Source organism: Salibacterium aidingense DSM 18341, from assembly GCF_000429685.1.
GTDB lineage: Bacteria > Bacillota > Bacilli > Bacillales > Marinococcaceae > Salibacterium > Salibacterium aidingense.
The window spans coordinates 12,884-38,657 of sequence record NZ_AUCI01000032.1 but is presented as its reverse complement, the minus strand read 5'-3'; the positions used below and the strand labels follow the sequence as shown (position 1 = coordinate 38,657).

The following is a 25,774-nucleotide window of genomic DNA, read 5'->3' as shown; positions in this document are numbered from 1 at the left end:
TAGCATATTATTTATTTTAAATGCTTGTATACCAGTTATGGCATGTAACTCCCATTGAAGTTTGGAGGTTGTATCAAAAGTAGATCGAGATCGTACAGGGAGATCTCGACTAAAGTGCAGGTCTATCATATTTACCTTGTGCTTATTGATATTAATGTCTAAAGGGATGTCAAATAAATTGTGAAATTGCCTGTTCATTCCTTGAACTTCCAAGTCGTAATCTACGATTATGCTCGGAAAAGAAATAGTATTCATGATTTCACGAGCTTGATCCAATGCAAAATTATGTGTTTGATCTCCTGGGTAATTTTGAACTGGTAAATAACCCGCGGTGATAAGGAGATCATCACACTCAACATTAGTGCATTCTAAATAGTCAGCAATATTTATTAAAGTCTCACGATCGGGCATTCTCGTGGAACGCCCGACAAGTAAGTTTTTATACGTCGTACAAGCCATATCGTTAAGTTCCTGTTGGGTAAAACGCTTTAATAACAGATGAGTTTTTGTGTTAGAATTTTCTTCCTGTCGCTTTATACGAATCGTTTCAATTGCAACTAATAATTTTTTTGTTTTTTTATGTTGAACATTCAATCCTTCTTGCATGGAAACCTCCTTCTGACCGTTATATTAAGTGCAGTTATACACTTGGTTCAAGAATTACTCAAAAGTATACTATATTTAGGAATCATCACTTCAGTTATTATCATAGCTAAAATAAATAGAAAGGGGAATTAATTTGATTCGTGCTGTTGCAACAGATAAATTTGGACACTTAACATTACGGGAGTTTGTTGCACCTCAAGCCAAACCATGGGAAGCGATTGTTGAAGTTAGAGCATTTTCACTTAATCGAGGGGAAATTACCAATGTGATGACCCAGCAAGAACAAATTACTCCTGGATGGGATTTTACCGGTATTGTAATCGAGCAAGCACGGAATGGAGAAGGTCCACGAAAAGGAAGTAGAGTCGTTGGACTATTACCATCAGGAGCATGGGCAGAGAAGGTCGCTGCCCCTGTGAATTTCATAGCCGAGATTCCTGATACAGTATCCTATGCTCAAGCTGCCACTCTGCCAGTGGCAGGGTTATCTGCTCTTTATATACTTAGAAAAGGGGGAATGCTTCTAGGTAAACGAATACTTATAACCGGTTCGACTGGTGGACTTGGACATTTTGCTCATCAACTTGCTTCCCTGAGTGAGGCATTCAATGTTGGTATAGCTCGTAATGATGAGAAAGCAAAAAAAGTAATAGAGGCAGGTGCCAACGAGGTAATTATAGGTGAATCCATTTCGAAATCAGTAGAAAAATTTGATCCATTTCACCTCATAATAGAGACTCTAGGTGGCGGAACTTTGCCATCTCTACTATCTCAACTGAGACCAGGAGGAGTAATTGTGTCTGCGGGGTATTCTGCTTCACCAATTGCCACCTTTGATCTTTCTAAGCTTGCATCTGTAGGAGGAATAAGCTTATATAGGTTTTTTCTAGGAGATGAGGTCCATCGCTTTTCACCAATAGAAGGTTTGAATATTTTAGTAGACTTGGTTGCAAGGGGTCAGTTGAAACCTCGTATAGCAGTAGAAGCCCCATGGGAGAAAATTGAAACGATTGCTCAACAATTAATAGACCGGCAGTTTTCAGGAAAGGCTGTAATGTTGATCAATGGAGAGTAACTATATTAAATCTCGAGGGTGGTATTCCAAAAAAACAGGAAAAAAGGAGCGGTCATTCAGTTCGTTCAGTCGAAATATAGTGATTTGTAGTGGGATCAGAATCATACGGTTTTAAAAGCGATTAATTTAGTGATTGAAGAGCACTCACGAATCAGTATCAAAATGTCCAGGGAAGAAAGTAAGCTCCTGTTTGAACTGATCTCTGGAAAGGTGAACCCTTCCAGCGGTCATATTCAAAGGGAAACGAATTTTGTACTAGCTGATATTAGGGAAGATTGTTTATATAAAGGCTTAACTGTTCAAGGATATTTGACCTTTTTCAAAAAGACTTCAGCCTTCAATGGTTCGTTAGATGATTGTATAGCGGATTTCTCTTTGTCCGATGTCTGGAAAACGAGGATCAAGCGATTGACAGTCGACCAGAAGCGAAGGATGAGTCTATTCCGGATGTTTTTACTTTCTCCTAAGCTGTTTTTGATTGAAAGTCCTCTAACCAATTTAACGAATGAAGGCATTGAGCTGTACTTAAAAGCTTTGGAAACAATCAGTCCATCATTTAGAAAGGCGACCTGGTCAAAAAGCTTGGCCGCTTCTTCCATATTATGAGTGGTAGGATGATGACGATTCACCTCCCGGCTTAACATCACCAGCTCTTCGATATAATAGGAAGTGAATAATATGGTGATCTTGGCAGAGCGCAAGTTTTTTATTGACTGGTTTTTGACTGGATATCGTTCATTAATATTGATATCTTATTTAACAATAACCTAACACTTTAAAGTGGGAAGAGTGGTATAGGCATCTTCAACACTTATTTTTATGTATTTCGTCTATTTAGTGTATGGGCGGCATGATGTGATCATGCACCCATGACCCTTAAAGTTAAGGATTTAGTTTCACCTAGAAAGTCAGATTGACTTGCCTGACTAAAAGCATTATAAATCTAAAAAGCCTCTCAAAAGTTCAATAAAGGTGTTAAAAAGTTGTATTCCTTATTAAAAAGCCTCATCTGGTGATACAATTTCGAATTCACCCTCTGCATATTCTTGCTCCGCAAAATGGCTTCCCCATAGACATAACTCCTGCAAAATAGGTTTAAGAGATTCTCCAAGTTCAGTGGGTGAATATTCAACCTTCGGCGGTACTTGATTATACATCTTTCTGTTCACGAGTCCACTGGCTTCAAGATCTTTAAGTGTTTGAATCAGCATTTTCTGAGTTATATTTGGGATATTTCGCTTTAATTCACTCGTTCTTTTTGGTCCACTCATTAAAAAGTATAATACAAGGCCTTTCCATTTTCCGCCAATAACTTCCATTGTTACTTCATAACCGCAACTGAATTTTTTCATGTATAAACCCCTTCATTCCATATTTATTACTTTTAGTTACTATATCACAAAAAAGTGGGTACTTGAAATAAAGTGATTACTGATAGACACTATATCTTGTAAGATGTTTTTCAAGTACTTAAAGATCCTAGACATAAAACAAAATTAACTTTAAAGGAGTGTTAAGTATGGATAAATTTGAAGGTAAAATAGCGCTTGTAACGGGCGGAACAAGTGGCATTGGTCTTGCTACAGCACAAAAGTTTGTAAGCGAAGGTGCATATGTTTATATCACAGGACGCAGACAAAATGAACTTGATAAAGCTGTTAACCAAATTGGCAAGAACGTAACCGGTGTTCAAGGGGATATTTCTAAGCTTGAGGACTTAGACAAACTATATGACATTATAAAGCAGGAAAAAGGTAAGTTGGATATACTTTTTGCTAATGCAGGCGTCGGCAGCCTTCTTCCATTAGGTGAAATTACTGAAGAGCAGGTTGATAGAACGTTCGACATTAACGTTAAAGGAACGATATTTACTGTTCAAAAAGCATTATCATTATTCCCGAACAAAAGAGGTTCCATTATTGTAACGGGATCTACTGCTGGATCAATTGGCAACCCAGCATTTAGTGTATATGGAGCATCTAAAGCAGCACTAAGAACTTTAGTTCGCGACTGGATTCTTGACCTAAAAGGAACTGGCATCCGTGTAAATGTGGTTAGCCCAGGAACTATTCATACGCCTGCCTACAATGAGCTTTTTGGTGATGCACTTGAAGAAGTACTTGAAAATACAAGAAATACTGTTCCAGCCGAAAAAGTTGGGACACCTGAAGAAGTAGCAAACGTTGTATCTTTCCTTGCTTCAGACGAAAGCAGCTACTTGACGGGAACTGAATTGTTCGTAGATGGGGGACTGGCACAGGTTTAATTTAACAGCGCAGAAATGACAAAGGGGTGGATGGATCCGTTTGGGGCGAAAGCTCGAACGTTCCTTGGTCTGCTTATTTTTTAACAGTGCGATAGTCGGTGTTTGTATGTTTTGCCCCGTCGGAATAGCTGCATCCTTTTTTGTTTTCTTCTTACCTTATATAATCAATGTCAGTCACTTCTAACATTTCCTTGATGACCTTCTGTCCTTATGGGTTGCGCAACAGGAAGTCTATCGATTTAGGGAATTGTTAGCAAGTGGCTTTTTTTTTTTACCTCCTCAGGCTATCAACATAGAAGGCCTGCCGTTACCTACATTTTTATACTGCCATAAACATATTTTAACGCCAAAGGTGCTTCTATTATAACTCCAGTTATCACAGCCCCACCTAAATAGGGTCAATGATAGGCATTAGAATGATAACCAGTAGTTCATACGTTAACAGCTGTCTCTCAAAATAATGCTTGCCTTAAAGTGTACTTTAAGGTTTAAGATAAGGAAGAACCAGCTGATTCCGTCTGAAAATAACTGACAAGGAGGGATCTTGCAAATGGCATTCACGATCAAAGAAGCTTCAGAGCGGCTTGGTTGCCCGGCTCATACGATTCGTTTTTATGAGAAGGAGGGATTGCTCCCTTACATTAAGAGAGATAAGAACGGGAATCGACTGTTCGAACAAGATCACCTAGATTGGCTCCGGGTGATGACATGTTTCCGGGCGACAGGGATGAAGCTGTCGTTGCTGAAGGAGATGGTGGCTCTTGCGCTCGATGGTGATTCCACGATTCCACAGCGCAAAGCGATCTTGAATCAGTACAAGGAAGATTTATTTCGCCGCCAGAACGAATTGACCGCAGCGCTCGACGCCGTCAATAACAAACTGTCGATATACGAAGACATCGTGAAAGGGAAAAACCCTTCCGAGAGCCAGTTGTTAGTCAAGATGGAGGAGTCCGAGCGACAACAAACACGGAATGAGGGATTAACAAATGAAGCAAAGGATTTTAGGCAATAGCAATATCCGCGTCTCTTCGATCGGACTGGGAGTTATGGGAATGTCTCCAGGCATTTACGGGGAGACTAACGACGAACAGTCGATCCAAACGATGCATCGCGCTTTGGACATTGGCGTCACGATGTTCGATACCGCGGACGTTTACGGGAACGGACATAACGAAAAGCTGCTCGGCCGTGCTCTTCAAGGGCGCCGCGAGCAAGCCATTATCGCCACCAAGTTCTCGTTTAACCCAAATTACGAGAGCATCAGTGGCCATCCTGATTATGTTAAGAAAGCAGTGGAAGATAGCCTTCGCCGTTTGAATACGGATTACATCGATCTATACTTCCAACACCGCGTCGATCCGCAAATCCCGATAGAGGAAACGGTCGGAGCGATGGCAGACTTAGTCAAGGCAGGCAAAGTTCGGGCGCTCGGTTTGTCCGAGGCTTCCGCTTCCACCATTCGCCGCGCTCATGCCGTATATCCGATCTCCGTGCTAGAGAGTGAGTATTCGCTCTGGAGCCGTGACATCGAAGAGGAGATACTCCCTACCGTAAGAGAGCTCGGGATTACCCATGTAGCCTACAGTCCACTGAGCAGGGGCTTTATCTCCGGCGAGCTTCGCACTTTCGAGGATCTGGCCGACGACGATCTTCGCAGATGGATGCCGCGGTTCCAAGGAGACAACTTCCGGAAGAACATTGAGGTTGTCGACAAGATTAAAGAGATCGCGATGGAGAAGAATTGTACACCATCCCAATTGGCCATTGCCTGGACGATTGCCAACGGGGCGCTGCCTATACCGGGTACGAAGCGTATCAAGTACCTAGAGGAAAATACGGCCGCGGCTGATATCCTTCTCATGAAGGAGGACCTCGAACGTATCGATCAGGTCAGCCCCAAGAATGTCGTTCACGGTACGCGTTATATGAAAGAACAGATGACACTGCTCGACGGCTAGACTATAATCAGATGAAGCAATGGTCTACGGGCTCCGTGGACCATTTGCAATTGGATATTGTCTCAGGAGGTCGGCAAGCCATGAACGCTCGTTTTACAGATCGAATCAAAATCGCTCCAAGCTTCTGGACGAGCCTGAGAGAAATCGGATAGATGGAGCTTTAATTATGGGAGGAAGTAGATGATAAGTCTGTCCTTGAGAAATTAGTCATCAAACCAAATATTGACACGGTGAATTATGTTCCAGGAGCGATTCTATGGTCCGTGGACAAAAAAAATGTAACCAAGAGCGGCATGTCTAGACTCGTTGGATCAAAGGTATACAAGCAAATGACGGTAAGAAATGTAATCACCGCCCGTAAGATTTATGAACTCATGCAAGCGCAAACCAGTTAGTTCGCGTTATATATATAATATCCATATTGACATGACACCAATTAGCGTCGTATAATAATGACACTAAATGGTGTCTTATTTAATGAGGAGGGAGGAGGCCATTGAACAAGGAATTAAACCGTGATGTTTTTGTGGCCATAGCTGATCCTACAAGGCGCAAGTTAATACGAATATTGGCGGATGAGAGGGAACTGCCTCTTTATAAATTGACCCCTCATTTTCAAATGGGCCGTACCGCCGTCTCTAAGCATCTTACTATTTTAAAAGAGGCCGATTTAGTACAGGAGCGCAAAGCTGGCAGAGAAACCAGATATCGCATGAATGCTGAACCATTAAAGGAAGTTAAAGATTGGCTTTCCTATTATGAAAATTTTTGGAACAACAACGCAGCGCGCTTAAAAAAATTGCTGGGGGAGGAATGAAAGATGGCGGATTTAATTTTGGATTTTCAGTTTTCAAGCCCTATTGAAAAGGTATGGGAGGCGTTAACGGAATCAGAAATGCTTTCGGAATGGGTGATGGAAAATGATTTCAAACCAGTGGTGGGGCATACATGCCAATTCTGGAATGAGGATATAGATTTAGTGGTGGAGTGTGAAGTATTAGTAGTAGAGAAACCTTATAAGTTGTCCTATACATGGGTAGGCGGCCCGATAGATACGATTGTAACCTGGACTTTAAAAGAAGAGAATGATAAAACATATCTCTATCTCGAACAAACTGGCTTTGAGGAAGAAGGGCAGGCGTTTAATGGAGCAAAATACGGTTGGGCCTACAAAGTGGATGAGCTAAAAAAAGTATTAAATGAAATATGAGGGGAGGAATAAAAGTGGCTGATTTGAGAGAATTTTTAAAAGGTATTGACCCCCCGCCACATAGAGAAAGAGTAGAAGAAATAATGAATTGGATTAGAAATAAATATCCGGATTTAGAAGCAGAAATAAAATGGAACCAACCAATGTTTACGGATCACGGGACATTTATTATTGGAATTAGTGTGTCTAAAAAGCATGTAGCTGTTGCTCCAGAAGGGGCAGCGATTACCCATCTCGAGGATGATATTGGGAAAGCTGGTTATGATTATACCAAAGAATTAATCCGCATTCCCTGGAACCGCCCGATTGATTACGCCCTACTTGAAAAGATGATCGATTTTAATATTTGGGATAAGGCAGAGTGTTCAACATTTTGGCGGAAATAATAAAATACGAATCGAGTCCCCTTGGAAATCTTGTAAGAGTTTCTGAGAGGATAAAAGGAGCGCACGTTATGAGTTTTTTCAAAGATATGATATCCGTATTTAAAAAGAGAGAATTATCCTTTTTAGAAAGCAGCAAGGAGTCGGAAGGGGTGCATTCCTTTCTGTTTGAAAAACCGAAAGATGTAACGTGGACAGCAGGCCAGCACGGCTTATTCACTATTACACATAAGAAAGTAAAAAACTCCACGAAACCGTTCACTCTGTCGTCAACTCCTGCAGAAAATGTCGTTAAAATAACAACGTTAATAAATGATGAACCGAGTGAATTTAAACAAGCGTTATTAGAATTAAAACACGGGATGAATATTAAAATGAGCGGTCCAGTCGGTTCTTTCCACCTCAAAGATAACCGCCCTGCGCTCCTGATTGCAGGGGGAATTGGGATTACACCGTATCGCTCGGTTCTGAAACAACTAGAGGCAGAAGGAAGATATAATGAAAAGCAATTAAACCTCCTTTATATGAGTAATAAAATGCCAGATATTTTTAAAGAGGAACTTGGTGAAATGGCTGAAAACAACGTAATGAATGTAAAGTATGTTGATTCAAGAGATCACCTTTACGAGGAGATAGATAAGTTTATCACCTTATACCAAAATAATGGTAATTACTTTATTGCTGGACCAAAGTCCATGGTAGATTCAATTTCAGTGGATTTAAGAAGTAAAAATATTTCAAAGCGAAATATAACAAAGGATGGCTTTTTTGGGTATTAGCTTAGATTAAGGTAATCGAAAAAGGTTTAACAGATTAGATCGGGAGAATCAATAAAAATCATCTGAGACCGGCGCCGTCAGTTGAACTTGTTAGTACATAGGAAGAAAGATTCTTCACGCTCTTCTGCTGAAGAATATGATATAATTTTAAGAAGGAAAGGAGGGTTGAAAACATTGAATGAAAAGGATGTACTAAACCAGATTCTCGGCGTTGTACAAAGCATGGAACAACGTCTGCACTACGTTGAGACGAATATGGCAACAAAGGAAGAGATAGCATCGCTGCCGACCAGGGAGGAAGTCAATCAGCTTATCAAAGAAGAAACGAAATCACTGGCAACCCAGGAATCACTGAATAATCTGGCAACAATAGAAATGCTGGAGGATCTTGCCACGAAAGATATGCTGAAAGATTTGGCAACAAAGGAGTCGCTCAAAGATTTAGTCACAAATGAAGCTATTAAAGAGCTTGCTACAAAAAATGACGTTCATCAGCTTCAAGAAACGATGGACCGTATGGAAAGCAAACAGGAAGTAATATTTAATCAAACGGGAAAACTCTCTGAATATCACACTGAATTAAAGGGAGAATTTTCGGATGTGAAAGACAGAATTTCTTTCCAGACTCACAAACTCAGCGAAGCCGAACTAGAATTATTCAAATTGAAAAAATCCCAATAAAAACACGCCAATTATCCCGGCGCCATTCCATTCATGAGTATCCTGCATCATTATCTTCTATTTCTTCTTTCTATTCCTTTCTCCGGATTTAACCCCTTTACTCAAAATATCATGATAGAACAGTCCTTCCAGAACTATCCCCAATAAAAAATTTTTATTAATGATTTCAGCGTTATCCAGTCCCGCACTTCATGTTTCTCCCCAATCATTTTAGGGAATCGAGTCTCTGCAAACCATAGGAGGAGGCAGAAACATGAGTGACCAATCAAAAGTGGTTCATCATTTTACTGAGTTTCCGGAATTTGAAAATAAAGGACTAGAAGATAATGGGATATCATTTCCTGAGCTGGAACAGATTTTAAAGGAATACTTACTTAGCCAGCCGAGAGAGACGATGGAGTTTAAAGAGTGCTTCGTGCGCCTGGAACAGGAAAATAACGAAGAAGTAAGAATAGTGGAAGTGACGTTTCAGGACCATAATATGAAAAATTATACAAGACTGTGGGGCTCCAAAAGCAATGAAGATGGCAGGGTGTTGGATATGAAAGTGGATGCCGTTGACCTGGAGACGAAAGAGGTAGTGTATGAACGGCAATTAGTATAACAATGAAAGAGTCTGCGAAATAACCGTAGTATCCCTAATACCATCCCTGAAGGTACGACACCGCTTACTTTTATCACAGCCGGAGTTGAACAGGCGGTTAAACAAGCAAAACACTACATTCATCCCGCAAACAAAATGAAAGTCATTTCGCCAAGGCCTTTCTAATGAAGTCGGCATCAGCTATTGCCGTTATTGAATTTTACAAACAGAAACACTATTAAACATGATACCGTCCTTTTGGCACAACTAAAGGGGAGTGAGAAACGGGGTCTTTTATGACGGTACAATGAAGCCCGAATAAGTCTCCGATTAATTGGCTTGTCATCACCTCGGATGGGCCCCCCTTAGCGATAAGTTCCCCTTGACGGAGCGCAAAGATATGATCGGCATAGCGGGCGGCCAGGTTTATATCATGAAGAACCATAACAATTGTCGTTCCGTATTTTCGGTTAAGGTCTGTGAGCATATCGAGAATTTCGATCTGGTAGGTAATATCGAGAAACGTAGTCGGTTCATCCAGAAATAAAATATCGGTTTGCTGCGTCAGGGCCATAGCAATCCAGACGCGCTGCCGCTGCCCGCCGGAAAGCTCATCTATATTCTGGTTGGCAAGCTCTGTGATATCCATAATTTCCATGGCTTCGGCAACGGCCTCATAATCTTTCTTTGTCCATCCCTGAAGGAAGGATTGATGTGGAAACCTCCCCCGTCCCACTAAATCCGCTACCGAAATACCTTCCGGGACGATGGGGGACTGAGGCAGCAGCCCTAAAACCCGGGCCAGCTGTTTTGACGGAATGCTGCTGATGGCTTTTCCGTCCAGGGTGATTTCCCCTGATTCGGGCTTAATCAGCCTTGCCATCGTCTTAAGAAGGGTAGACTTTCCGCAAGCATTGGCTCCAATAATAACGTTGATTTGATTACTTGGAATCTCTACGTTTATATCGTTAAGAATAGTATGCTGCTCATATCCCGCTGAAATTTCCTCGGCTTGGAACCTATGTGCTGGTTTCATGATAAACTTCCCCTCCGATTCATACGAATAAGTAAATAAAGCAGAAATGGTGCTCCGAGTAGACCGGTGACGATGCCGGCTGGAAATCTGGCGTCAAAGGCAAATTGCCCGATGAGGTCAGCGCCAAGGACCAGGTTAACACCGACAAGACCTGCAGGGACAACATTAGAATACCCCGTTCCTACTAACCTTTTCGCGATCGGTCCCGCAAGGAACGCCACAAACGAGATGGGACCTGTCACCGAAGTAGCAAGAGCAAGCATAGAAACGGAACTCACAATAAGCAGTATTCTGGTCTTATCTGTATTCAGTCCGAGAGAAAAAGCCGATTGTTCTCCAAGCTCTAATATACTCAGATGTTTCCCCAGTACAATCACCATAGGAGTACAGATCAGCACCGTGAGCATAAGAGGAAGCATGTCATCGATTTGAGAACCGTTCAGGCTGCCGCTGATCCATTGCAGGGCGGAGGGGAGATCTTCCTGCGCCCCCTCCATGAGAAGATAGGAAATGACAGCGCTCAGCATGGCTTGTATCCCTATCCCCACCAGAATGAGCCGTCCTACTGAAAACGAACTGCCCCTCGACAACAAGTAAATAAGTGCAACGGTGACCAGCCCCGCTATCACTGAGGCAATGGAAGCGGTTGTGTCGCTTGTCTGGAGGATGAGGATGCAAAAAAGAGCCGCAACACTCGAACCTGCTGTAATCCCGAGTATGTCCGGGTTTGCGAGAGGATTACGCAGCATGGTCTGAAAGGTATTGCCGGCAATACCAAAAGCAAATCCGGCAAAAAGACCGGCAAGCATCCTTGGAAGCCGGATGGTATTTACTGCAAAAGATACTCCTTCAAGCGTTTCCCCTGAAAGGGCCCGCACAACTTCTGAAACCGTGTAAAACGTACTGCCAAGCAGCAGCATGGTGCTGCATAGGATAAAGGAGAGCAGCAGGAGCAGGCTGTTAACAATGAACCACCGCCGCCGTCTCTGCCGCCTGCCCGCTATAATTATGTCAATGGTTTGATTTGTCATATGGAACGAACCTTCATTCTCACAGCTAATAAAATCAAAAGCGGAGCCCCTATAAATGCGGTAACGACCCCTGCCTCAAGTTCTCCGGGACTCCCGATGAGTCTGCCGCTCACATCGGATATCGTTAATATGATAGCTCCTGCCACGGCAGACATCGGAATAATAAAACGCAGATCAGGGCCCAGAACCAAACGTATAAGATGGGCGGATAAAAGCCCGATAAAACCAATAGGTCCGGCCAGCGCCGTCGTGGCTCCGCAAAGAATAACACCGGCAAAAGCTGCAATCAGTCTTAGTATGCCCGTCCGCACACCCTGCCCGGTGGCAACCTCATCCCCCAATGCCAGCGCATTGAGCGCTGACGCCGAAAGAACCGCCACCACAAGGCCGATAATAAGAAACGGAAGAAAAGTAGTAATCGCACTCCAGTTTCCCGCTCCGACACTGCCTACCTGCCAAAACCTGAATTGATCCATAACATTGGTACGCGGAATCATGATGGCACTTACCAGGGAGGAAAGGGCAGCACTTGTGGCTGCCCCCGCCAGGACAAGCTTCAGAGGAGTCGCACCGTCACGCCCCATCGAGCCGATGCCATAGACGAAAACGGCAGTGATCATTGCTCCTGCTATCGCCAGCCATATATATTGTCCGGCGGTGCTTATGTTCAAAAAAGCTATTCCGCTGACCACAAACAAAGATGCACCTGTATTTACTCCCAATATGCTCGGGTCGGCGATAGGATTGCGGGTAACCGCCTGCATCAGGGCGCCGGACACGCCAAGAGCCGCACCGCAGCACAAACTAAACACTGTCCGGGGGATTCGTTCGCGGACGACGGTTGCTCCGTAAGAGTCAATGTTCGAATGAAACAATCCGGCTATCAGCTGATCCTGTGTGACCAGACGTGCCCCAAAAATGAGAGAAGCCAGCACACATGCTCCGAGCAGTACAACAGAGAGGACTAATACTATCGTCAAATGCTTAGGGAAATGGGTAATTTGCCAATCCTTTTTTTTCCGTTCTCTACTCCTCGATGTTAGAAATGGCATCTCCAATTAACTCCAGGTAATCATCAATGGTATAAGGGATGGAGAGCGCACTCGGGGTCCCGGAAGCTGCAAGCACCGTTCCGTCTCCAATGAACGCAACAGAACCTCTCTCCATTGCAGGAATTTGTCCAAGGCGTGAATCCGCTTGAACAGCTTCAAGGAGGTTTTCATCGCCGTATCCTATGATGAGATCCGCCTCGTTCAGTACGTCCGCGTTTTCAGCGCTTACACTCAAGGAGAAGCTGCTCTCATCATCGATCATTTCTTTCACACTCTCAGGATATTCCATGCCCAGTTCTTCGGTCAGAAAAGAGCCGCGGGAATCAGCTGGGGTATAAATATGAAATTCAGACAGGTCCTCAGCCGAGAAGTTAGCCCAGACTATTTTCTGTCCTTGCATTTCAGGGTATTCTTTCACCTTTTCACTAATTAAACTCTCCGTGTCCTCCACGAGTTGCTCGCCTTCTTTCTCCATGCCCATCCCTTTAGCATTCATTGTAATCTGGTCCTGCCAAGAGGTGGTCCAGGGAGATTCGGGATATGCCACAACCGGCGCAATATCGCTTAAAATATCATAATCTTCCTGGGTTATGCCGGAATAAGCGGCGAGGATGACATCTGGATTGGAAGCGGAAATAGCCTCAAAATCAAGACCGTCTGTATCCTGAAATACGTTGGGGTTGTTTTCGCCAAGTTCCTCAACTTTTTCCGCCGTCCACGGTAAAAGACCGTTCTCGTCTGTGATACCGTAGTTCGCTGCCGAAAAGCCTACAGGTACTACTCCCAGTGCAAGAGCTGTGTCCTGGTTCCCCCATTGAATTGTCGCTACTCTTTCAGGTTTTTCTTCTATAACCGTTTCGCCAAAAGCATGCTCGATCACAATTGGCTCTTCTAACGCTGAATCATTCGTATCGGAGGTTTCTGAGCCGGAGGTTTCGTTACTTTCTGATTCCTGTTCTGCTGAATTGGATCCAGATGTTGTACCGGTGGACTCGCTGGAACAGCCAGCCAGTACAATTAATAAACCTGCCAAAATAAGTAACACACTTGATGAAATCGTTCGTTTAGCAAACATTTCCTATCCCCGCCTTTTTAATGAATATGTATTACCGTAATGAAATAACAATCTAGAACGCGAGTGCATTTTCAATAATGATAATCATTATCAATTATTGTATACACCTTTTGGCAAGTTGTCAATTGAACCTACCGTTCTTTTAGCAATTCTCATTAGGGAGGTAGAATTTATAAGAAAATGGTATAGAAGAAGCTTATGATTATGCTATGATAGGAGAATGATAATCATTTGCAATGTATCGATATATATGCAAGGGGGAGAGGACGATGCTGCGCCGCTTTTTTGCCTACTATAAACCCTATAAGAAATTATTCACGCTGACCTTTGCCTGTGCGGTGTTTGTTGCCCTGTTGGATCTGGCGTTTCCACTTGTTGTTAACCATGTCGTTGATACCTTGCTCCCGCAGGGGAATATCTCGGTTATCCTCTGGGCGTGTGCCGCCCTTTTTTTCATTTATATATGTAACACCGGCGCCCATTTTGTGGTGACTTACTGGGGCCACCGTCTTGGGATTAACATTGAAACCGATATGCGGGCCGAGCTGTTTGATCATGTCCAGCGGCTTTCCTTTACCTATTATGACAATAATAAAACCGGTCATCTGCTTTCCAATTTGACAAACGATTTGTTTGAAATCGGCGAAGTCGCCCATCACGGGCCGGAGGACGTATTTATTGCATTGATGACATTATTCGGCTCCTTCGGCGTCATGTTATATATCAATGTCAAACTGGCCCTGCTCACTTTTCTGGTGGTACCGCCGCTCATTTTTATCATCATTTACTGCCACCGCCGTATGACAGCGGCTATGAAATTTATGCTGAAGCGGATGGCTGATTTTAACGCGCGGGTGGAAGATACGATAGGAGGCATCCGTCTCGTACAGGCCTTCGCGAACGAAAAGCACGAGCGCAGGTTATTTCAACGGGACAACCAGCGTTTTAAAGACGCGAAAATCTGGTCGTACCGCGTGATGGGCTTGAACACTTCCCTTAGTTATATGATGATGCGGATCATGACCCTTTTCGTGCTTTTATGCGGCGCTTATTTTATTGTGCAGGGAGAATTATCGATTGGAGATTTCATGGCTTTTATTTTATTAACAAATATCTTTTTCCGTCCGATTGAAAAAATTAATGCTATTATTGAAAGTTATCCGAAAGGCTATGCCGGCTTCAAACGTTATATTGCGCTGCTGGATACAGAACCGGATATCGTGGACCGCCCGGGTGCGAAACCGCTTCATGACGCGAAAGGAAATATCGTGTACAGCGGTGTCCGTTTTGGCTATGAAGAGGAGCGGCCTGTGCTTGATGGGATCGATCTTTCTATTAGACCTGGGGAGACTGTGGCCTTTGTCGGCCCGTCCGGTGCCGGAAAAACGACGCTGTGCAGCCTGCTTCCCCGTTTTTATGAGATCCAGGACGGATCGATTACCGTAGATGGGAGGGAGATCCGCGACATTCAGCTTTCCTCGCTGCGGAGTCAGATCGGCATCGTCCAGCAGGATGTCTTCATGTTTTCGGGGACCCTGCGGGACAATATTCGTTACGGCAAATTAGACGCAGACGACGAAAAAGTATGGGAAGCCGCCCGCCGCGCAGAACTGGAATCTTTTGTACAGGACCAGCCGGAGGGGCTGGATACGATTGTCGGCGAACGCGGGGTGAAATTGTCCGGCGGACAGAAACAGCGTCTTTCGATTGCGCGAATGTTTTTGAAAAACCCGCCCATTTTGATTTTGGATGAAGCAACTTCCGCCCTGGATACAGAAACAGAAGCGTCGATTCAACGTTCCCTTTATGAACTGGCGGAAGGTAGAACGACGTTGATCATTGCTCATCGTCTCGCGACTATCCGTCACGCTGACAGGATAATTGTCGTGACACCGGAAGGGATCGAAGAACAAGGAACCCATGAAGAGCTGCTGCAGCGCGGCGGACACTATGCAAATCTTCAGGAGGCGCAGTTCACGTATATATAGAAACAAAAAAGGGGCTGGGCATAAGGCAGGGGATAGAAACCTTATGTACAGCCCCTTAGTATTTACATATAATTTTAATAGGTACCAATTTGGTTTGAAAGGAAATCACCATTCATCAAACGTTTGATGAATGAATGGATAGGACGAGGGATCATTCTTATCCTGCGTCGATTGATCGGGTATTATTCACTATAACTAGGGTGTATTATTTTGGGAAAACCGGGAGCGGAGGATTTAATTGACGTATTTAAAAATAGAGGGTGTGGAAAAACGATATCAACATATGGGCGTCTTTCCGCTCATGACCGATACGAGCGGATTGTACCAGCGGCTTAGCGTGTATGACAATTTAAGGCTCTACGCCGATCTTTATGGAATTTCCCAAAAAGATAATAGAATAGATAAGGTACTGGAGATTGTCAATCTGACAGAAGCCGGAAAAACAAGTGGCAAAGTTTTCGAAAGGAATGACACAGCGGGTGCTTTTGGCAAGAGCGTTTCTCCACGAACCTGAACTGCTTTTTCTTGATGAACCTACAGCTGCTCTGGACCCGGCAAATTCCCAGCATATTCATGATGGGTTGCGAGAGCTGAATAAAAAGGGGACGACGATTTTTTTAACCACGCATGATATGTATGAAGCAGAATTACTGTGTGACCGGGTGGCTTTTTTGAACAAAGGCAGTGTGCAGCTTCTTGGGGTCCCCAAAGCCCTCAGACGGCAATATTCCGATAACACTATAACGGTGGAGTTGAGTGGAGGAGAGAAAAAAATATTGTCCAAAGGACCGGAAAGTGCGCAAGACATGTATGACTGGCTGAAAATGGGAGCCGTTGAATCTGTTTTATACGAATGAGCCTACCTTAGGCGATATCTTTGTGGACCTTACTGGGAGGGAATTGGTATGACATCTTCACTGAAGCGCATTTATGCCATATTGAATAAAGATCTGAAGGACCTATCCAAAAATATGTATGTGCTCTCTACAGTAGTGGTGCCTATTTTCATGGCTGCTGTGTTTGCAAGAAGCGGCAATACTCCCCTTGAAATACACTATCTTGTGGTCAATCTGGCGTTTGCAACGGTTGCGGCTTTTGTACAATGTGCCCTGATAGCGGAGGAAAAGGAGAAAAATACACTTAGAGGGCTGATGATGTCGCCGGCCTCCACTGCAGAAATACTCACGGGAAAAAGCCTTGTCAGTGTACTATTAACACTCATAACCTTAATTGTGTGTATGAGAATCACCGGTTATACCCCTGAAGGGCTGCCTATTATTTCGATAGCTCTTTTGGTTACCCTTATTTTTTATGTAGCGATGGGGACCATGCTTGGTCTGCTGACTCGTTCATTAATGGAAGCGTCGGTTGTGATTTTGCCAATCATGTTTATATTTGGGATGGGGACGTTGTTGATCGAATTGATTCAGGAATATGAAGCTCTTATGTTTATTGAGTACCTGCCTAATTTCCAATTGGAAATTATGGCTCAGGCCGTAGAGAGTGGTGCTTCATTTGAAGAGGTAGCTGGTGAGTTAGGCATTATGGCCGTTTGGATGGCAGTCATGGTTGTGTTGACTGTAGCTGTTTACAGGAGAAGAACGTTTGACGGGGAATAATGTTATCATTTCCCGGGAAATGACGCTCCCTGCCGAAATAGCTGAACCCCTTGGGGGAGGGGGCTGTGTATAATGTCTTTCGTCTCGGTGTCTTTTCGATTTTCCTCCATAGACTCTGCGCAATGATGCATGAAAGGAAGGACGATTGGAAGAGGCAATAGGTTGTGCTATGATGGGAAAAGATAAGAAATCATCCTTATCGAAAAATCAGAGGATGGTTTCTTTTTTTACGCTCTATTCGTTTTTTCGAGAATAGGGAGAAGGGAGTACGAATATGAAAAACACGATTTATATTATTATCGGGACGCTGCTGTTTGCACTGGCTGTGACGCAGCTTGCGATGCCAAACTCGATTGCCGAAGGCGGCATTGTTGGTATGTCCTTGCTTATTTACTACAGTCTCGGCATTTCTCCCAGCATTTCCACGCCGATTATATTCGTGATGCTTTTAGGGATTGGTATTCGTTACCTGCCTCGGCATATGGTGTATAAAACGATTTTTAATGTGCTGTTATTCTCCTTTTTTATCTGGGTTTTTGAAGATATGTACGCTCAACCGATAGAAGATACGCTGCTTGCGGCGATTTTTGCCGGAATTATAACCGGCATTGGTTTTGGTTTTATTTATCAGGCAGGAAGTTCGGTTGGCGGCACGTCCATTCTAGCCCGTGTCTTTAATCAGCAGCTGGGCTGGGATCTGACCGGCACAACACTTGCCCTTGATGCGGCTGTTGTGATCGCGGGGATATTCATTATCGGCCCTGTATATACGATGTATACCCTGATTACCCTGTACGTTGGCAAGGTCGTTACGGATTTCGTGCTTGGCGGTTTTGATTCGAAAAAAGCGCTCAACATCGTTTCGCCGTATTCTGAAGAGATATCCAAGCGGATTACGCACGATCTGGCTTCCAGCGCAACCGTATTTTATGGGGAAGGAGAATACATGAAAGAACAGCGCCGGGTGTTGTATATTGTTATTCACACACACAAGCTGCTGCAGCTGAAACGAGTGATTAAAGAAGTGGATCCTGATGCGTTTATTGTGGTACATAATGTTAAAGACGTTTCCGGCGGCTTCATCTCAGGAGCAACACTAAAGTGACGGCCGAGACTCTCTGTTGAAGAGCAGGGCGGCTTCAGGATGGCAGAAACAGCCAGTGTACCTGTGGGGCGGGGAGTCGAATCTCTGATTGTTATCAACACAAATAGGAAGAACATGGTGCTATAGAGAGTAAGGATTGTAATGGAAACAGCAGCGGCATTTAATTACCATCGAAAGGGTGGGTGTACATGAGAATTGAGAAAATGGATATACGTAAAACATCAGAAGTTTCACTGACCACTTATTTGTTAGATAACTCCACTCAGTTTGCTAACATAACGGACCGGCCGGCTGTACTGATCCTGCCGGGGGGAGGCTATTATCATACGTCTGACCGGGAAGCAGAACCTATCGCCATGGCTTACTTGGCAGAAGGGTTCCATGCCTTTGTCTTACGGTATTCTGTTGGAGAAGCATCTTCCTTTGAGACTGCCTTTAACGACGGAGAGAAAGCCTTAAAGTGGTTGAAAGACTATGCGGCTCAATGGGGGGTCAATAAGGACAAAATCGCAGTCGCAGGTTTTTCCGCCGGTGGTCACCTGGCGGCGGCTCTGGGGACCATGGGGACAATTCGGCCAAATGCATTAATTCTCGGATATCCCTGCATCCTTTCAGGTATATCATTGGCTTTTTCTATCCCGTCGGTAGACAACGAAGTCGATGATCAAACTCCCCCAACCTTCTTGTTTACTAGTTTTGAAGACGCGCGTGTCCCTGTGAAACACTCCCTTCGATTTATGGAGGCTCTCCATCAAAATAACATTCCTTTCGAATCTCATATTTTCCAGTCGGGCAGGCATGGGCTATCTTTAGCAAAGCCTCTTACTTCTTCAGGAATGAAACAACTCATTGATTCTGATTTTTCAAAATGGTTTGATTTAACTGTATCGTGGTTACATCGTTTATTTGGTGAGTTTCCGGCAGAATAGAACGGACCTGAAATGATTGTTGCTGTGTATATCGTTGGACCGGCACGACTGGCAAAACAGTCATAAGATAGAGTAAAAAATCCATATCAGAGATGGAGCTGGTTGTTTGATAAAAACGGACCCCACGTTCAACAATTGGAAGGGATGGTGAAGGTATCTCACCGTATAAAAAAAGCACCTTGTATGGGCTTCTGACCAGCAGCTCACGTTAAAATGTGAGCTGAGATCAGGAAGCCTTGTAAGGTGCTGCCCCTTGCAAGGGGTGGATTTTATACTTTTGCGAGCGTTTTTGGCTGCTTCAGGTCGAAGCGGTCTGCGTTCATGATCTTCACCCAGGCCGCGATAAAGTCATGGACAAACTTTTCCTTGCTGTCGTCCTGCGCATAGACTTCGGAAAGGGAGCGCAGAACAGAGTTGGAACCGAAGACAAGATCGACTCTCGTTGCCGTTCGTATGACCTCCCCGGTATGGTAGTCACGACCTTCATAAACACCATGGCCGGCAGGCTTCCATTCGACGTTCATGTCAAGCAGGTTCACAAAGAAGTCATTCGTCAAGGTACCGACGCGATCTGTGAAGACACCGTACTGGGTACCATTGTAGTTTGTACCGAGAACACGCATGCCGCCGATAAGGACTGTCATTTCGGGAGCAGACAAATCCAACAGCTGAGCCTTGTCTAAGAGAAGCTCTTCAGGAGTGACGCTGTACTCTTTCTTTTGATAGTTGCGGAATCCATCTGCATATGGCTCCATCACTTCAAAGTTTTCTATATCGGTCTGCTCTTGGGCAGCGTCGCCGCGTCCGGGTTCGAACGGAACCATGACGTCAAAGCCTGCCTCTTTAGCCGCTTTTTCAACGGCTGCACTCCCGCCCAGCACAATCAAATCGGCGAGACTGACGTTTTTATGGAACTGGGTACGAATACTCTCCAGCACGGTTAAAACTTTTGAAAGCTTTTCCGGCTCATTAACTTCCCAGTCTTTTTGGGGAGCCAGACGAATGCGGCCGCCATTCGCCCCGCCCCGCTTATCAGAGGCACGGAAGGTACTGGCGGACGCCCATGCTGTAGTGACGAGTTCGCTCACTGTCAGTTCGGAGTGAAGTATCTTTGTTTTCAATTCCTCGATTTCCGCCTCAGTTAATTTATAATCAACTGCCGGGACAGGGTCCTGCCAAATGAATTCCTCTTTTGGAACTTCCGGGCCAAGATACCGTTCGCGAGGTCCCATGTCGCGATGCAAAAGCTTGAACCAGGCGCGGGCAAAGGCATCGGCGAATTCATCCGGATTTTTGTGAAAACGACGGGCAATCTTTTCAAATTCCGGGTCGGTACGCATTGCCATATCTGCCGTTGTCATCATTGTCGGCACGCGTTTGGATTCATTTTCGGCATCAGGAGCAAGGTCTTCCTGCTTTGGGTTGACAGGAGTCCACTGATAGGCGCCGGCTGGACTCTTCGTGACTTCCCATTCATATCCGAACAAAAGATCAAAGTAACTCATATCCCATGTGGTTGGAGTAGGGGTCCATGCGCCTTCAATGCCGCTTGTAATCGTGTAAGCACCTTTGCCGGTTTCGTGGGTGCTTTTCCAGCCTAAGCCCTGAGCTTCAATAGGAGCTCCTTCCGGCTCTTCCCCAACATGAGAAGGATCTCCTGCACCGTGAGCTTTACCAAATGTATGCCCTCCGGCTGTGAGTGCTACCGTTTCTTCATCGTTCATCCCCATGCGTTTAAAGGTTTCGCGGATATCCTGGCCGCTTACTGCCGGATCTGGTTCGCCGTTTGGCCCTTCAGGGTTTACATAGATCAAACCCATTTGCACGGCAGCAAGCGGATTCTCCAGCTCACGCTCTCCGTAGTAACGATTATCTCCAAGCCACTCCGTTTCAGGTCCCCAGTTGACATCTTCCTCCGGATGCCAAATGTCTTCTCGCCCTGCGCCAAATCCGATCGTCTTTCCACCCATCGATTCAATCGCCACATTTCCTGCCAGCACGAGCAGATCAGCCCAGGAGATCTTGCTGCCGTACTTCTGTTTCATCGGCCAAAGCAGACGGCGGGCCTTGTCGAGGTTACCGTTATCCGGCCAGCTGTTCAGAGGAGCGAAACGCTGAGAACCGCTTCCCCCGCCGCCGCGGCCGTCCTGCATCCGATATGTACCAGCGGCGTGCCAGGACATACGGATAAAAAACGGACCATAATGACCGTAGTCTGCCGGCCACCACTCCTGGCTGTCCGTCATGAGGTTATGAAGATCCTTTTTTAATGCATCGTAATCCAATTTCTTAAATTCTTCTGCATAATCAAAATTTTCTCCCATTGGGTTTGTTTTCGTATCATGTTGATGAAGGATGCTCAAGTCTAAAAGGTTTGGCCACCATTCTTTATTTGACGTGCCTTTAAAAGGGTGACTGGCAGAACTGCCATGGGCGACCGGGCATTGTCCCATATTCTCATTGTCTTTTGTGTCCATACGATTTCCCCTTTCTGTTTAAATAAGTATAAATGAATAAAACCTCCAATGAATGGAACTTACCACACCAGAGAGAATATTCATTCTTTCATAATAATTATAATTAATAATTCATGAAATAAAAAGAAGAACATACGAAAAGTTGGATAATTTTGAAGATAATGAACTCAGCCACTATAAGATTTAAGATCTGAAAAGGCAAGCAGAAGGGTATCCCTCGATCTGTTAAAGTTGATCAACCGGAAGTCTTTAAGGCCGGTAATGGAATTGAAATCGCAAGGATGGTCGGAATGGAAGGCAGGACGGAATAGAGAAGAAAAAGGAAAGAAACAGACGTTCTTTCTTGTGTTATAATAGAACAAAATAATTCAGTGAGGGATCAGGTGAAAAAGTAATACACGATCGATCAGTATTTGGTGAAGAACCTCCAGGCCATATGCTTTTATTAGTATTTATAGCTATTTCCTCTTTTATATCAATATCTTTAAATAGCTCCCTTTATCCTGTTAACTGCAAGGTGGGAAATGGACTTGCCTTTTTTATCAGCGTGAAATAGTCTATAATTATTGTATAATAGTAAATAGATTCCTCTATCAATTGTTATAATACACTAGTATAGGATCGTGGAACAGAAGGGAGCGGCCAAGCTGTACTGCTTTTTTCTGTGAATTTTTAGGTTGTAAGGGATGGTACACATGAGCAATCCAGAGACGAAAACAGACATTATTTTAATTGGCGCTGGTATTATGAGTGCGACGTTGGGATCTCTTTTGAAGGAGTTAGCACCGGACTGGAACATTACGGTATTTGAAAAGCTGGCCAACGCAGGAGAAGAAAGCTCGAATGTATGGAACAATGCGGGGACGGGCCATGCTGCCCTGTGTGAATTGAACTACACCACCGAAAAATCGGACGGTTCGATCGATATCAGCAAGGCTGTAAAAGTAAATGAACAGTTTCAAGTGTCCAAACAGTTTTGGTCTTATCTTGTAAATGGTGGAAGAATAAGTCAACCGCAGGACTTTATCATGCCGCTGCCTCATATGAGTTTCGTACACGGGGAGGATAATGCGGCTTTTTTAAAGAAACGTTTTGAAACAATGAGCAGCCATCCGCTGTTTCAAGGGATGGAATATTCGGAGAATCCGGAAAAATTAAAAGAATGGCTGCCGCTTATGATGGAAGACCGTACGTCAAAGGAGACGGTGGCAGCAACCAAAATCGATGCCGGAACGGATGTTAACTTTGGCGCGTTGACACGTAAATTGTTTGATTACCTAAAAGGTGAAAATGTAGATATAAAATACAATCATCAAGTGGATGATATAACGCGGACAGGAAGCGGCTCCTGGGAATTAAAAGTGCAAAATGGAGACAGCGGGGAAACCGAATACCATACCGCTCCATTTGTTTTTATCGGCGGTGGAGGGGGAAGTCTCCATTTACTTCAGAAATCCGGTATCCCCGAAGGAAAGGGAATTGGAGGATTTCCGGTAAGCGGACAATTTATGGTTTGTAACAATCCCGACGTCGCGGAGAAGCACCACGCCAAAGTTTACGGGATGGCCCCGGTTGGCGCCCCTCCGATGTCGGTGCCGCATCTGGATACAAGATATATTGATGACAAAAAATCACTTTTGTTTGGTCCGTTTGCCGGGTTCTCCCCGAAATTTCTTAAAACAGGGTCCCTGCTCGACTTGCTCACTTCCGTCAAACCAAATAATGTGCTGACGATGTTATCGGCAGGCATGAAAGAGATGTCATTGACCAAGTACCTGATCGGACAGGTGATGCAGTCGAAAGAACAGCGCATGGAAGCCCTGCGGGAATTCATCCCGGATGCGAAAAGTGAGGATTGGGAATTAGTAGTTTCCGGCCAGCGCGTTCAGGTTATCAAAGATACAGAGGAAGGCGGCAAAGGAACCCTCCAATTTGGCACGGAAGTTGTGAATACTTCGGATGGCTCGATCGCAGCTCTTCTCGGTGCTTCACCTGGAGCTTCCACTGCTGTACAGGTTATGCTGGAAGTTATTGAAAACTGCTTTCCGCAGCATCTCGAGGAATGGAAACCGAAACTAAAAGAAATGATTCCATCCTACGGTCTCTCGCTGGCGGACAACCCCGAGCTTATCGAAGACATTCATGCGTCAACAGCGCAGACGCTGGAACTGAAAGAAAAAGAGCCGGTCTTTAGTTAATTTCAAACATCTTATGATTAAGTGGCCGTAAACAAATGAATTTCATCTAACCACACCTATTCTTTAACTTATGAAGCTTTGGTGTGGTTTTTTATAACGCTAAGGAGAATACAGCAAAGAGGGGAAAATGAAATGAGTATCTATGATATCTCTGTCACCAAAGCTGATGGATCGGTATATGATTTAGAGAAATACCGGGGCACAGCAATGCTGATTGTAAATACGGCAACGAACTGCGGATTGAAAGGGCAGTTTGACAGTCTGGAGTCATTGTATCAGCAATATAAAGCCAAAGGGTTTGTCGTACTGGGTTTTCCATCGAATCAATTCAAACAGGAACTCGATAACGCTGGTGAGGCGGAACAATCCTGCCGTTTGAATTACGGGGTGACATTTCCAATGCATGAGCTGGTCAAGGTTAATGGGAAAGTGGCCCATCCGTTGTTCCAATATATAACAGAACAACGCAAAGGTACTTTCGGCCGGTCCATTAAATGGAACTTCACAAAATTTCTCGTAGATAAAGAAGGAAACGTGTTACAAAGATTTGCTCCGCAGGCTGCTCCGGAATCATTTGAAGCAGAAATCAGAAACATCTTGTAACTATAATGTTCTGCCAATGAGAAATAACCGCGCCCGGGCTGGACGCGGTTCGTAAACCTGTACATTATTCTTTCATTGGCAGCGGAGCTTCCGGGGAAACCAGCTTTTGGTCCCGCAGTTCCTGCCAGAACGCAGCTGGTATGTCAGCATTTATGGCTGCCATATTCTCCTGAATCCGCTCTGGACGAGTGGTTCCCGGAATAACGGCTGCGACGGCCGGGTGGGCAGCAGAGAACTGCAGGGCGGCAGCGATAAGGTTGACACCGTGACGATCCGCTATTTCATTCATGCGGTTCACCCGGGATGTCACTTCCGACGGAGCTTCTCCATATTCATAGTGGGATCCGCCGGCAATGATTCCTGAGCCGTATGGCGCACCAACCACAATGCTCATCCCTTGTTCCTGGGCGCCAGGCATCAGGCGCTGCAGGGCATGTTCGTGGTCAAGCAGCGTATAGCGTGTGGCCTGCAGGCTGATATCCGGATGGGCCTTTTCCAGATCCAGCGCCAGTTCAATCGGCTCTGTCCGGTTAACGCCGAGTCCCCAGGATTTAATTACTCCTTCGCTGCGGAGCCTCTCCAATTCTGGAAATGCGCCATTTCTGGCTTCATCAAACCGGCTCACCCATTCGTCTCCATGAAAGTCCGGAGAAATGTCATGAACGTAGATGAAATCAAGCCGCTCGGTCTGCAGACGTTCTAAACTCTGTTCGATGGACCTGCGTGTTCCTTCCGCACTGTAGTCATCGATCACTTTATTTTTACGTCCGTATTGAAACAACCCCTCTTTTTCTTCGGTTTCCTCGGTGACATAGCGCCCTACTTTTGTACTCAACACATAATCGTCCCGGTTATGCTTGGAGAGCACCTCCCCGAGTCTTAATTCAGCCAGACCTGCACCATAAAACGGAGCGGTATCAAAATAGCGGATACCGTTGTCCCAGGCTGCTTCTACCACCGCTTTGGCTTCATCTTCCGGAATATCCCGGTACATGTTGCCTAAGGGAGCGGTGCCGAATCCGAGTTTTCCATCCTGTTTTAAATCTATCATGTTTCTACCTCCTCGTTGATGAAAGACTTATCTTAACGTAACGAAGACACATCTGAGATTCAAATA

The 25,774-nt window shown here is 44.7% G+C and carries 25 protein-coding genes and 2 pseudogenes; 19 read left to right on the top strand and 8 right to left on the bottom strand.

Features of this window, described 5'->3' with window-relative positions; genetic code table 11:
• Positions 1–606: pseudogene (locus G475_RS0120155) on the bottom strand (hypothetical protein); the annotation flags it as partial.
• Positions 607–739: 133 nt separating this feature from the next.
• Between G475_RS0120155 and G475_RS0120150 the strand changes: the two are divergent.
• Positions 740–1,681, top strand: a complete 942-nt coding sequence (locus tag G475_RS0120150; RefSeq protein WP_026702807.1) for a zinc-binding dehydrogenase — start codon at positions 740–742, stop codon at positions 1,679–1,681.
• A gap of 995 nt (positions 1,682–2,676) precedes the next feature.
• Here the strand turns inward: G475_RS0120150 and G475_RS0120140 are convergent.
• Positions 2,677–3,033: a winged helix-turn-helix transcriptional regulator gene (locus G475_RS0120140; RefSeq protein WP_026702805.1), complete on the bottom strand. Its 357-nt coding sequence runs from the start codon at positions 3,031–3,033 to the stop codon at positions 2,677–2,679.
• A 167-nt stretch (positions 3,034–3,200) separates the two neighbouring features.
• On the opposite strand from G475_RS0120140, the gene G475_RS0120135 reads away from it, so the two are divergent.
• From G475_RS0120135 to G475_RS0120095, 10 genes and pseudogenes are all read left to right on the top strand, one after another.
• Positions 3,201–3,947, top strand: a complete 747-nt coding sequence (locus tag G475_RS0120135) for an SDR family NAD(P)-dependent oxidoreductase (RefSeq protein WP_026702804.1) — start codon at positions 3,201–3,203, stop codon at positions 3,945–3,947.
• 550 nt (positions 3,948–4,497) lie between these two features.
• Entirely contained in the window at positions 4,498–4,962 is a 465-nt protein-coding gene (locus G475_RS0120130) for a MerR family transcriptional regulator (RefSeq protein ID WP_026702803.1), read from the top strand.
• Entirely contained in the window at positions 4,937–5,908 is a 972-nt protein-coding gene (locus tag G475_RS0120125) for an aldo/keto reductase (RefSeq protein WP_026702802.1), read from the top strand. The genes G475_RS0120130 and G475_RS0120125 overlap by 26 nt, the downstream gene beginning before the upstream one ends.
• Before the next feature lie 164 nt (positions 5,909–6,072).
• Positions 6,073–6,303 (top strand): annotated as a pseudogene (locus tag G475_RS27815) (DUF1697 domain-containing protein); the annotation flags it as partial.
• Between the two features lie 101 nt (positions 6,304–6,404).
• On the top strand, positions 6,405–6,725 hold the full coding sequence (locus G475_RS27675) for an ArsR/SmtB family transcription factor (protein ID WP_026702801.1): 321 nt from the start codon (positions 6,405–6,407) through the stop codon (positions 6,723–6,725).
• Between the two features lie 3 nt (positions 6,726–6,728).
• Positions 6,729–7,118 carry an SRPBCC family protein gene (locus G475_RS27670; protein ID WP_026702800.1) on the top strand — a complete coding sequence of 130 codons (390 nt, stop codon included), beginning with the start codon at positions 6,729–6,731 and terminating at the stop codon, positions 7,116–7,118.
• Positions 7,119–7,132: 14 nt separating this feature from the next.
• Positions 7,133–7,504 (top strand): iron chaperone, encoded by a 372-nt coding sequence (locus tag G475_RS0120110; RefSeq protein ID WP_026702799.1) that lies wholly within the window; start codon positions 7,133–7,135, stop codon positions 7,502–7,504.
• Between the two features lie 68 nt (positions 7,505–7,572).
• The gene (locus G475_RS0120105; protein WP_026702798.1) at positions 7,573–8,280 is read left to right on the top strand and encodes an FAD-dependent oxidoreductase; all 708 of its coding nucleotides are present in this window, start codon (positions 7,573–7,575) and stop codon (positions 8,278–8,280) included.
• 174 nt (positions 8,281–8,454) lie between these two features.
• Positions 8,455–8,961: a hypothetical protein gene (locus G475_RS26535; protein WP_026702797.1), complete on the top strand. Its 507-nt coding sequence runs from the start codon at positions 8,455–8,457 to the stop codon at positions 8,959–8,961.
• A 253-nt stretch (positions 8,962–9,214) separates the two neighbouring features.
• A complete protein-coding gene (locus G475_RS0120095; RefSeq protein WP_026702796.1) occupies positions 9,215–9,565 on the top strand; it encodes a hypothetical protein in 351 nt (116 codons plus the stop codon).
• Positions 9,566–9,782: 217 nt separating this feature from the next.
• Here G475_RS0120095 and G475_RS0120090 read toward each other — a convergent pair whose 3' ends face one another.
• From G475_RS0120090 to G475_RS0120075, 4 genes are read right to left on the bottom strand one after another with little or no spacing between them, the layout of a single operon-like run.
• Positions 9,783–10,580 carry an ABC transporter ATP-binding protein gene (locus tag G475_RS0120090; protein WP_026702795.1) on the bottom strand — a complete coding sequence of 266 codons (798 nt, stop codon included), beginning with the start codon at positions 10,578–10,580 and terminating at the stop codon, positions 9,783–9,785.
• The gene (locus G475_RS0120085) at positions 10,577–11,611 is read right to left on the bottom strand and encodes a FecCD family ABC transporter permease (RefSeq protein WP_026702794.1); all 1,035 of its coding nucleotides are present in this window, start codon (positions 11,609–11,611) and stop codon (positions 10,577–10,579) included. Before G475_RS0120085 ends, G475_RS0120090 begins: the two co-directional genes overlap by 4 nt.
• The gene (locus tag G475_RS0120080) at positions 11,608–12,663 is read right to left on the bottom strand and encodes a FecCD family ABC transporter permease (RefSeq protein WP_084414216.1); all 1,056 of its coding nucleotides are present in this window, start codon (positions 12,661–12,663) and stop codon (positions 11,608–11,610) included. The genes G475_RS0120085 and G475_RS0120080 overlap by 4 nt, the downstream gene beginning before the upstream one ends.
• Positions 12,638–13,738 (bottom strand): iron-siderophore ABC transporter substrate-binding protein, encoded by a 1,101-nt coding sequence (locus tag G475_RS0120075; RefSeq protein ID WP_026702792.1) that lies wholly within the window; start codon positions 13,736–13,738, stop codon positions 12,638–12,640. Before G475_RS0120075 ends, G475_RS0120080 begins: the two co-directional genes overlap by 26 nt.
• A 269-nt stretch (positions 13,739–14,007) precedes the next feature.
• Between G475_RS0120075 and G475_RS0120070 the strand changes: the two genes are divergently transcribed.
• The 6 genes from G475_RS0120070 to G475_RS0120045 all read left to right on the top strand — a co-directional run bounded on the left by G475_RS0120070 (position 14,008) and on the right by G475_RS0120045 (position 19,379).
• Complete coding sequence (locus G475_RS0120070) at positions 14,008–15,726, top strand: ABC transporter ATP-binding protein (protein ID WP_026702791.1); 1,719 nt, start codon at positions 14,008–14,010, stop codon at positions 15,724–15,726.
• A gap of 238 nt (positions 15,727–15,964) precedes the next feature.
• Entirely contained in the window at positions 15,965–16,240 is a 276-nt protein-coding gene (locus G475_RS27970; RefSeq protein WP_051302774.1) for a P-loop NTPase family protein, read from the top strand.
• Complete coding sequence (locus tag G475_RS27965) at positions 16,212–16,583, top strand: AAA family ATPase (protein ID WP_051302772.1); 372 nt, start codon at positions 16,212–16,214, stop codon at positions 16,581–16,583. Before G475_RS27970 ends, G475_RS27965 begins: the two co-directional genes overlap by 29 nt.
• 48 nt (positions 16,584–16,631) lie before the next feature.
• Positions 16,632–17,345 (top strand): ABC transporter permease, encoded by a 714-nt coding sequence (locus G475_RS0120060; protein ID WP_026702790.1) that lies wholly within the window; start codon positions 16,632–16,634, stop codon positions 17,343–17,345.
• A gap of 274 nt (positions 17,346–17,619) precedes the next feature.
• Positions 17,620–18,450, top strand: a complete 831-nt coding sequence (locus tag G475_RS0120050; protein ID WP_026702789.1) for a YitT family protein — start codon at positions 17,620–17,622, stop codon at positions 18,448–18,450.
• A 188-nt stretch (positions 18,451–18,638) separates the two neighbouring features.
• On the top strand, positions 18,639–19,379 hold the full coding sequence (locus G475_RS0120045) for an alpha/beta hydrolase (RefSeq protein WP_026702788.1): 741 nt from the start codon (positions 18,639–18,641) through the stop codon (positions 19,377–19,379).
• Positions 19,380–19,648: 269 nt separating this feature from the next.
• Here the strand turns inward: G475_RS0120045 and katG are convergent, their stop codons facing one another.
• Positions 19,649–21,856, bottom strand: a complete 2,208-nt coding sequence (gene katG, locus G475_RS0120040; protein WP_026702787.1) for a catalase/peroxidase HPI — start codon at positions 21,854–21,856, stop codon at positions 19,649–19,651.
• 695 nt (positions 21,857–22,551) lie between these two features.
• Between katG and G475_RS0120035 the strand changes: the two genes are divergently transcribed.
• Positions 22,552–24,054 carry a malate:quinone oxidoreductase gene (locus G475_RS0120035; protein ID WP_026702786.1) on the top strand — a complete coding sequence of 501 codons (1,503 nt, stop codon included), beginning with the start codon at positions 22,552–22,554 and terminating at the stop codon, positions 24,052–24,054.
• Between the two features lie 132 nt (positions 24,055–24,186).
• A complete protein-coding gene (locus G475_RS0120030; RefSeq protein ID WP_026702785.1) occupies positions 24,187–24,657 on the top strand; it encodes a glutathione peroxidase in 471 nt (156 codons plus the stop codon).
• Positions 24,658–24,721: 64 nt separating this feature from the next.
• Here the strand turns inward: G475_RS0120030 and G475_RS0120025 are convergent, their stop codons facing one another.
• The gene (locus tag G475_RS0120025; RefSeq protein WP_026702784.1) at positions 24,722–25,708 is read right to left on the bottom strand and encodes an aldo/keto reductase; all 987 of its coding nucleotides are present in this window, start codon (positions 25,706–25,708) and stop codon (positions 24,722–24,724) included.
• Positions 25,709–25,774: the final 66 nt, after the last annotated feature.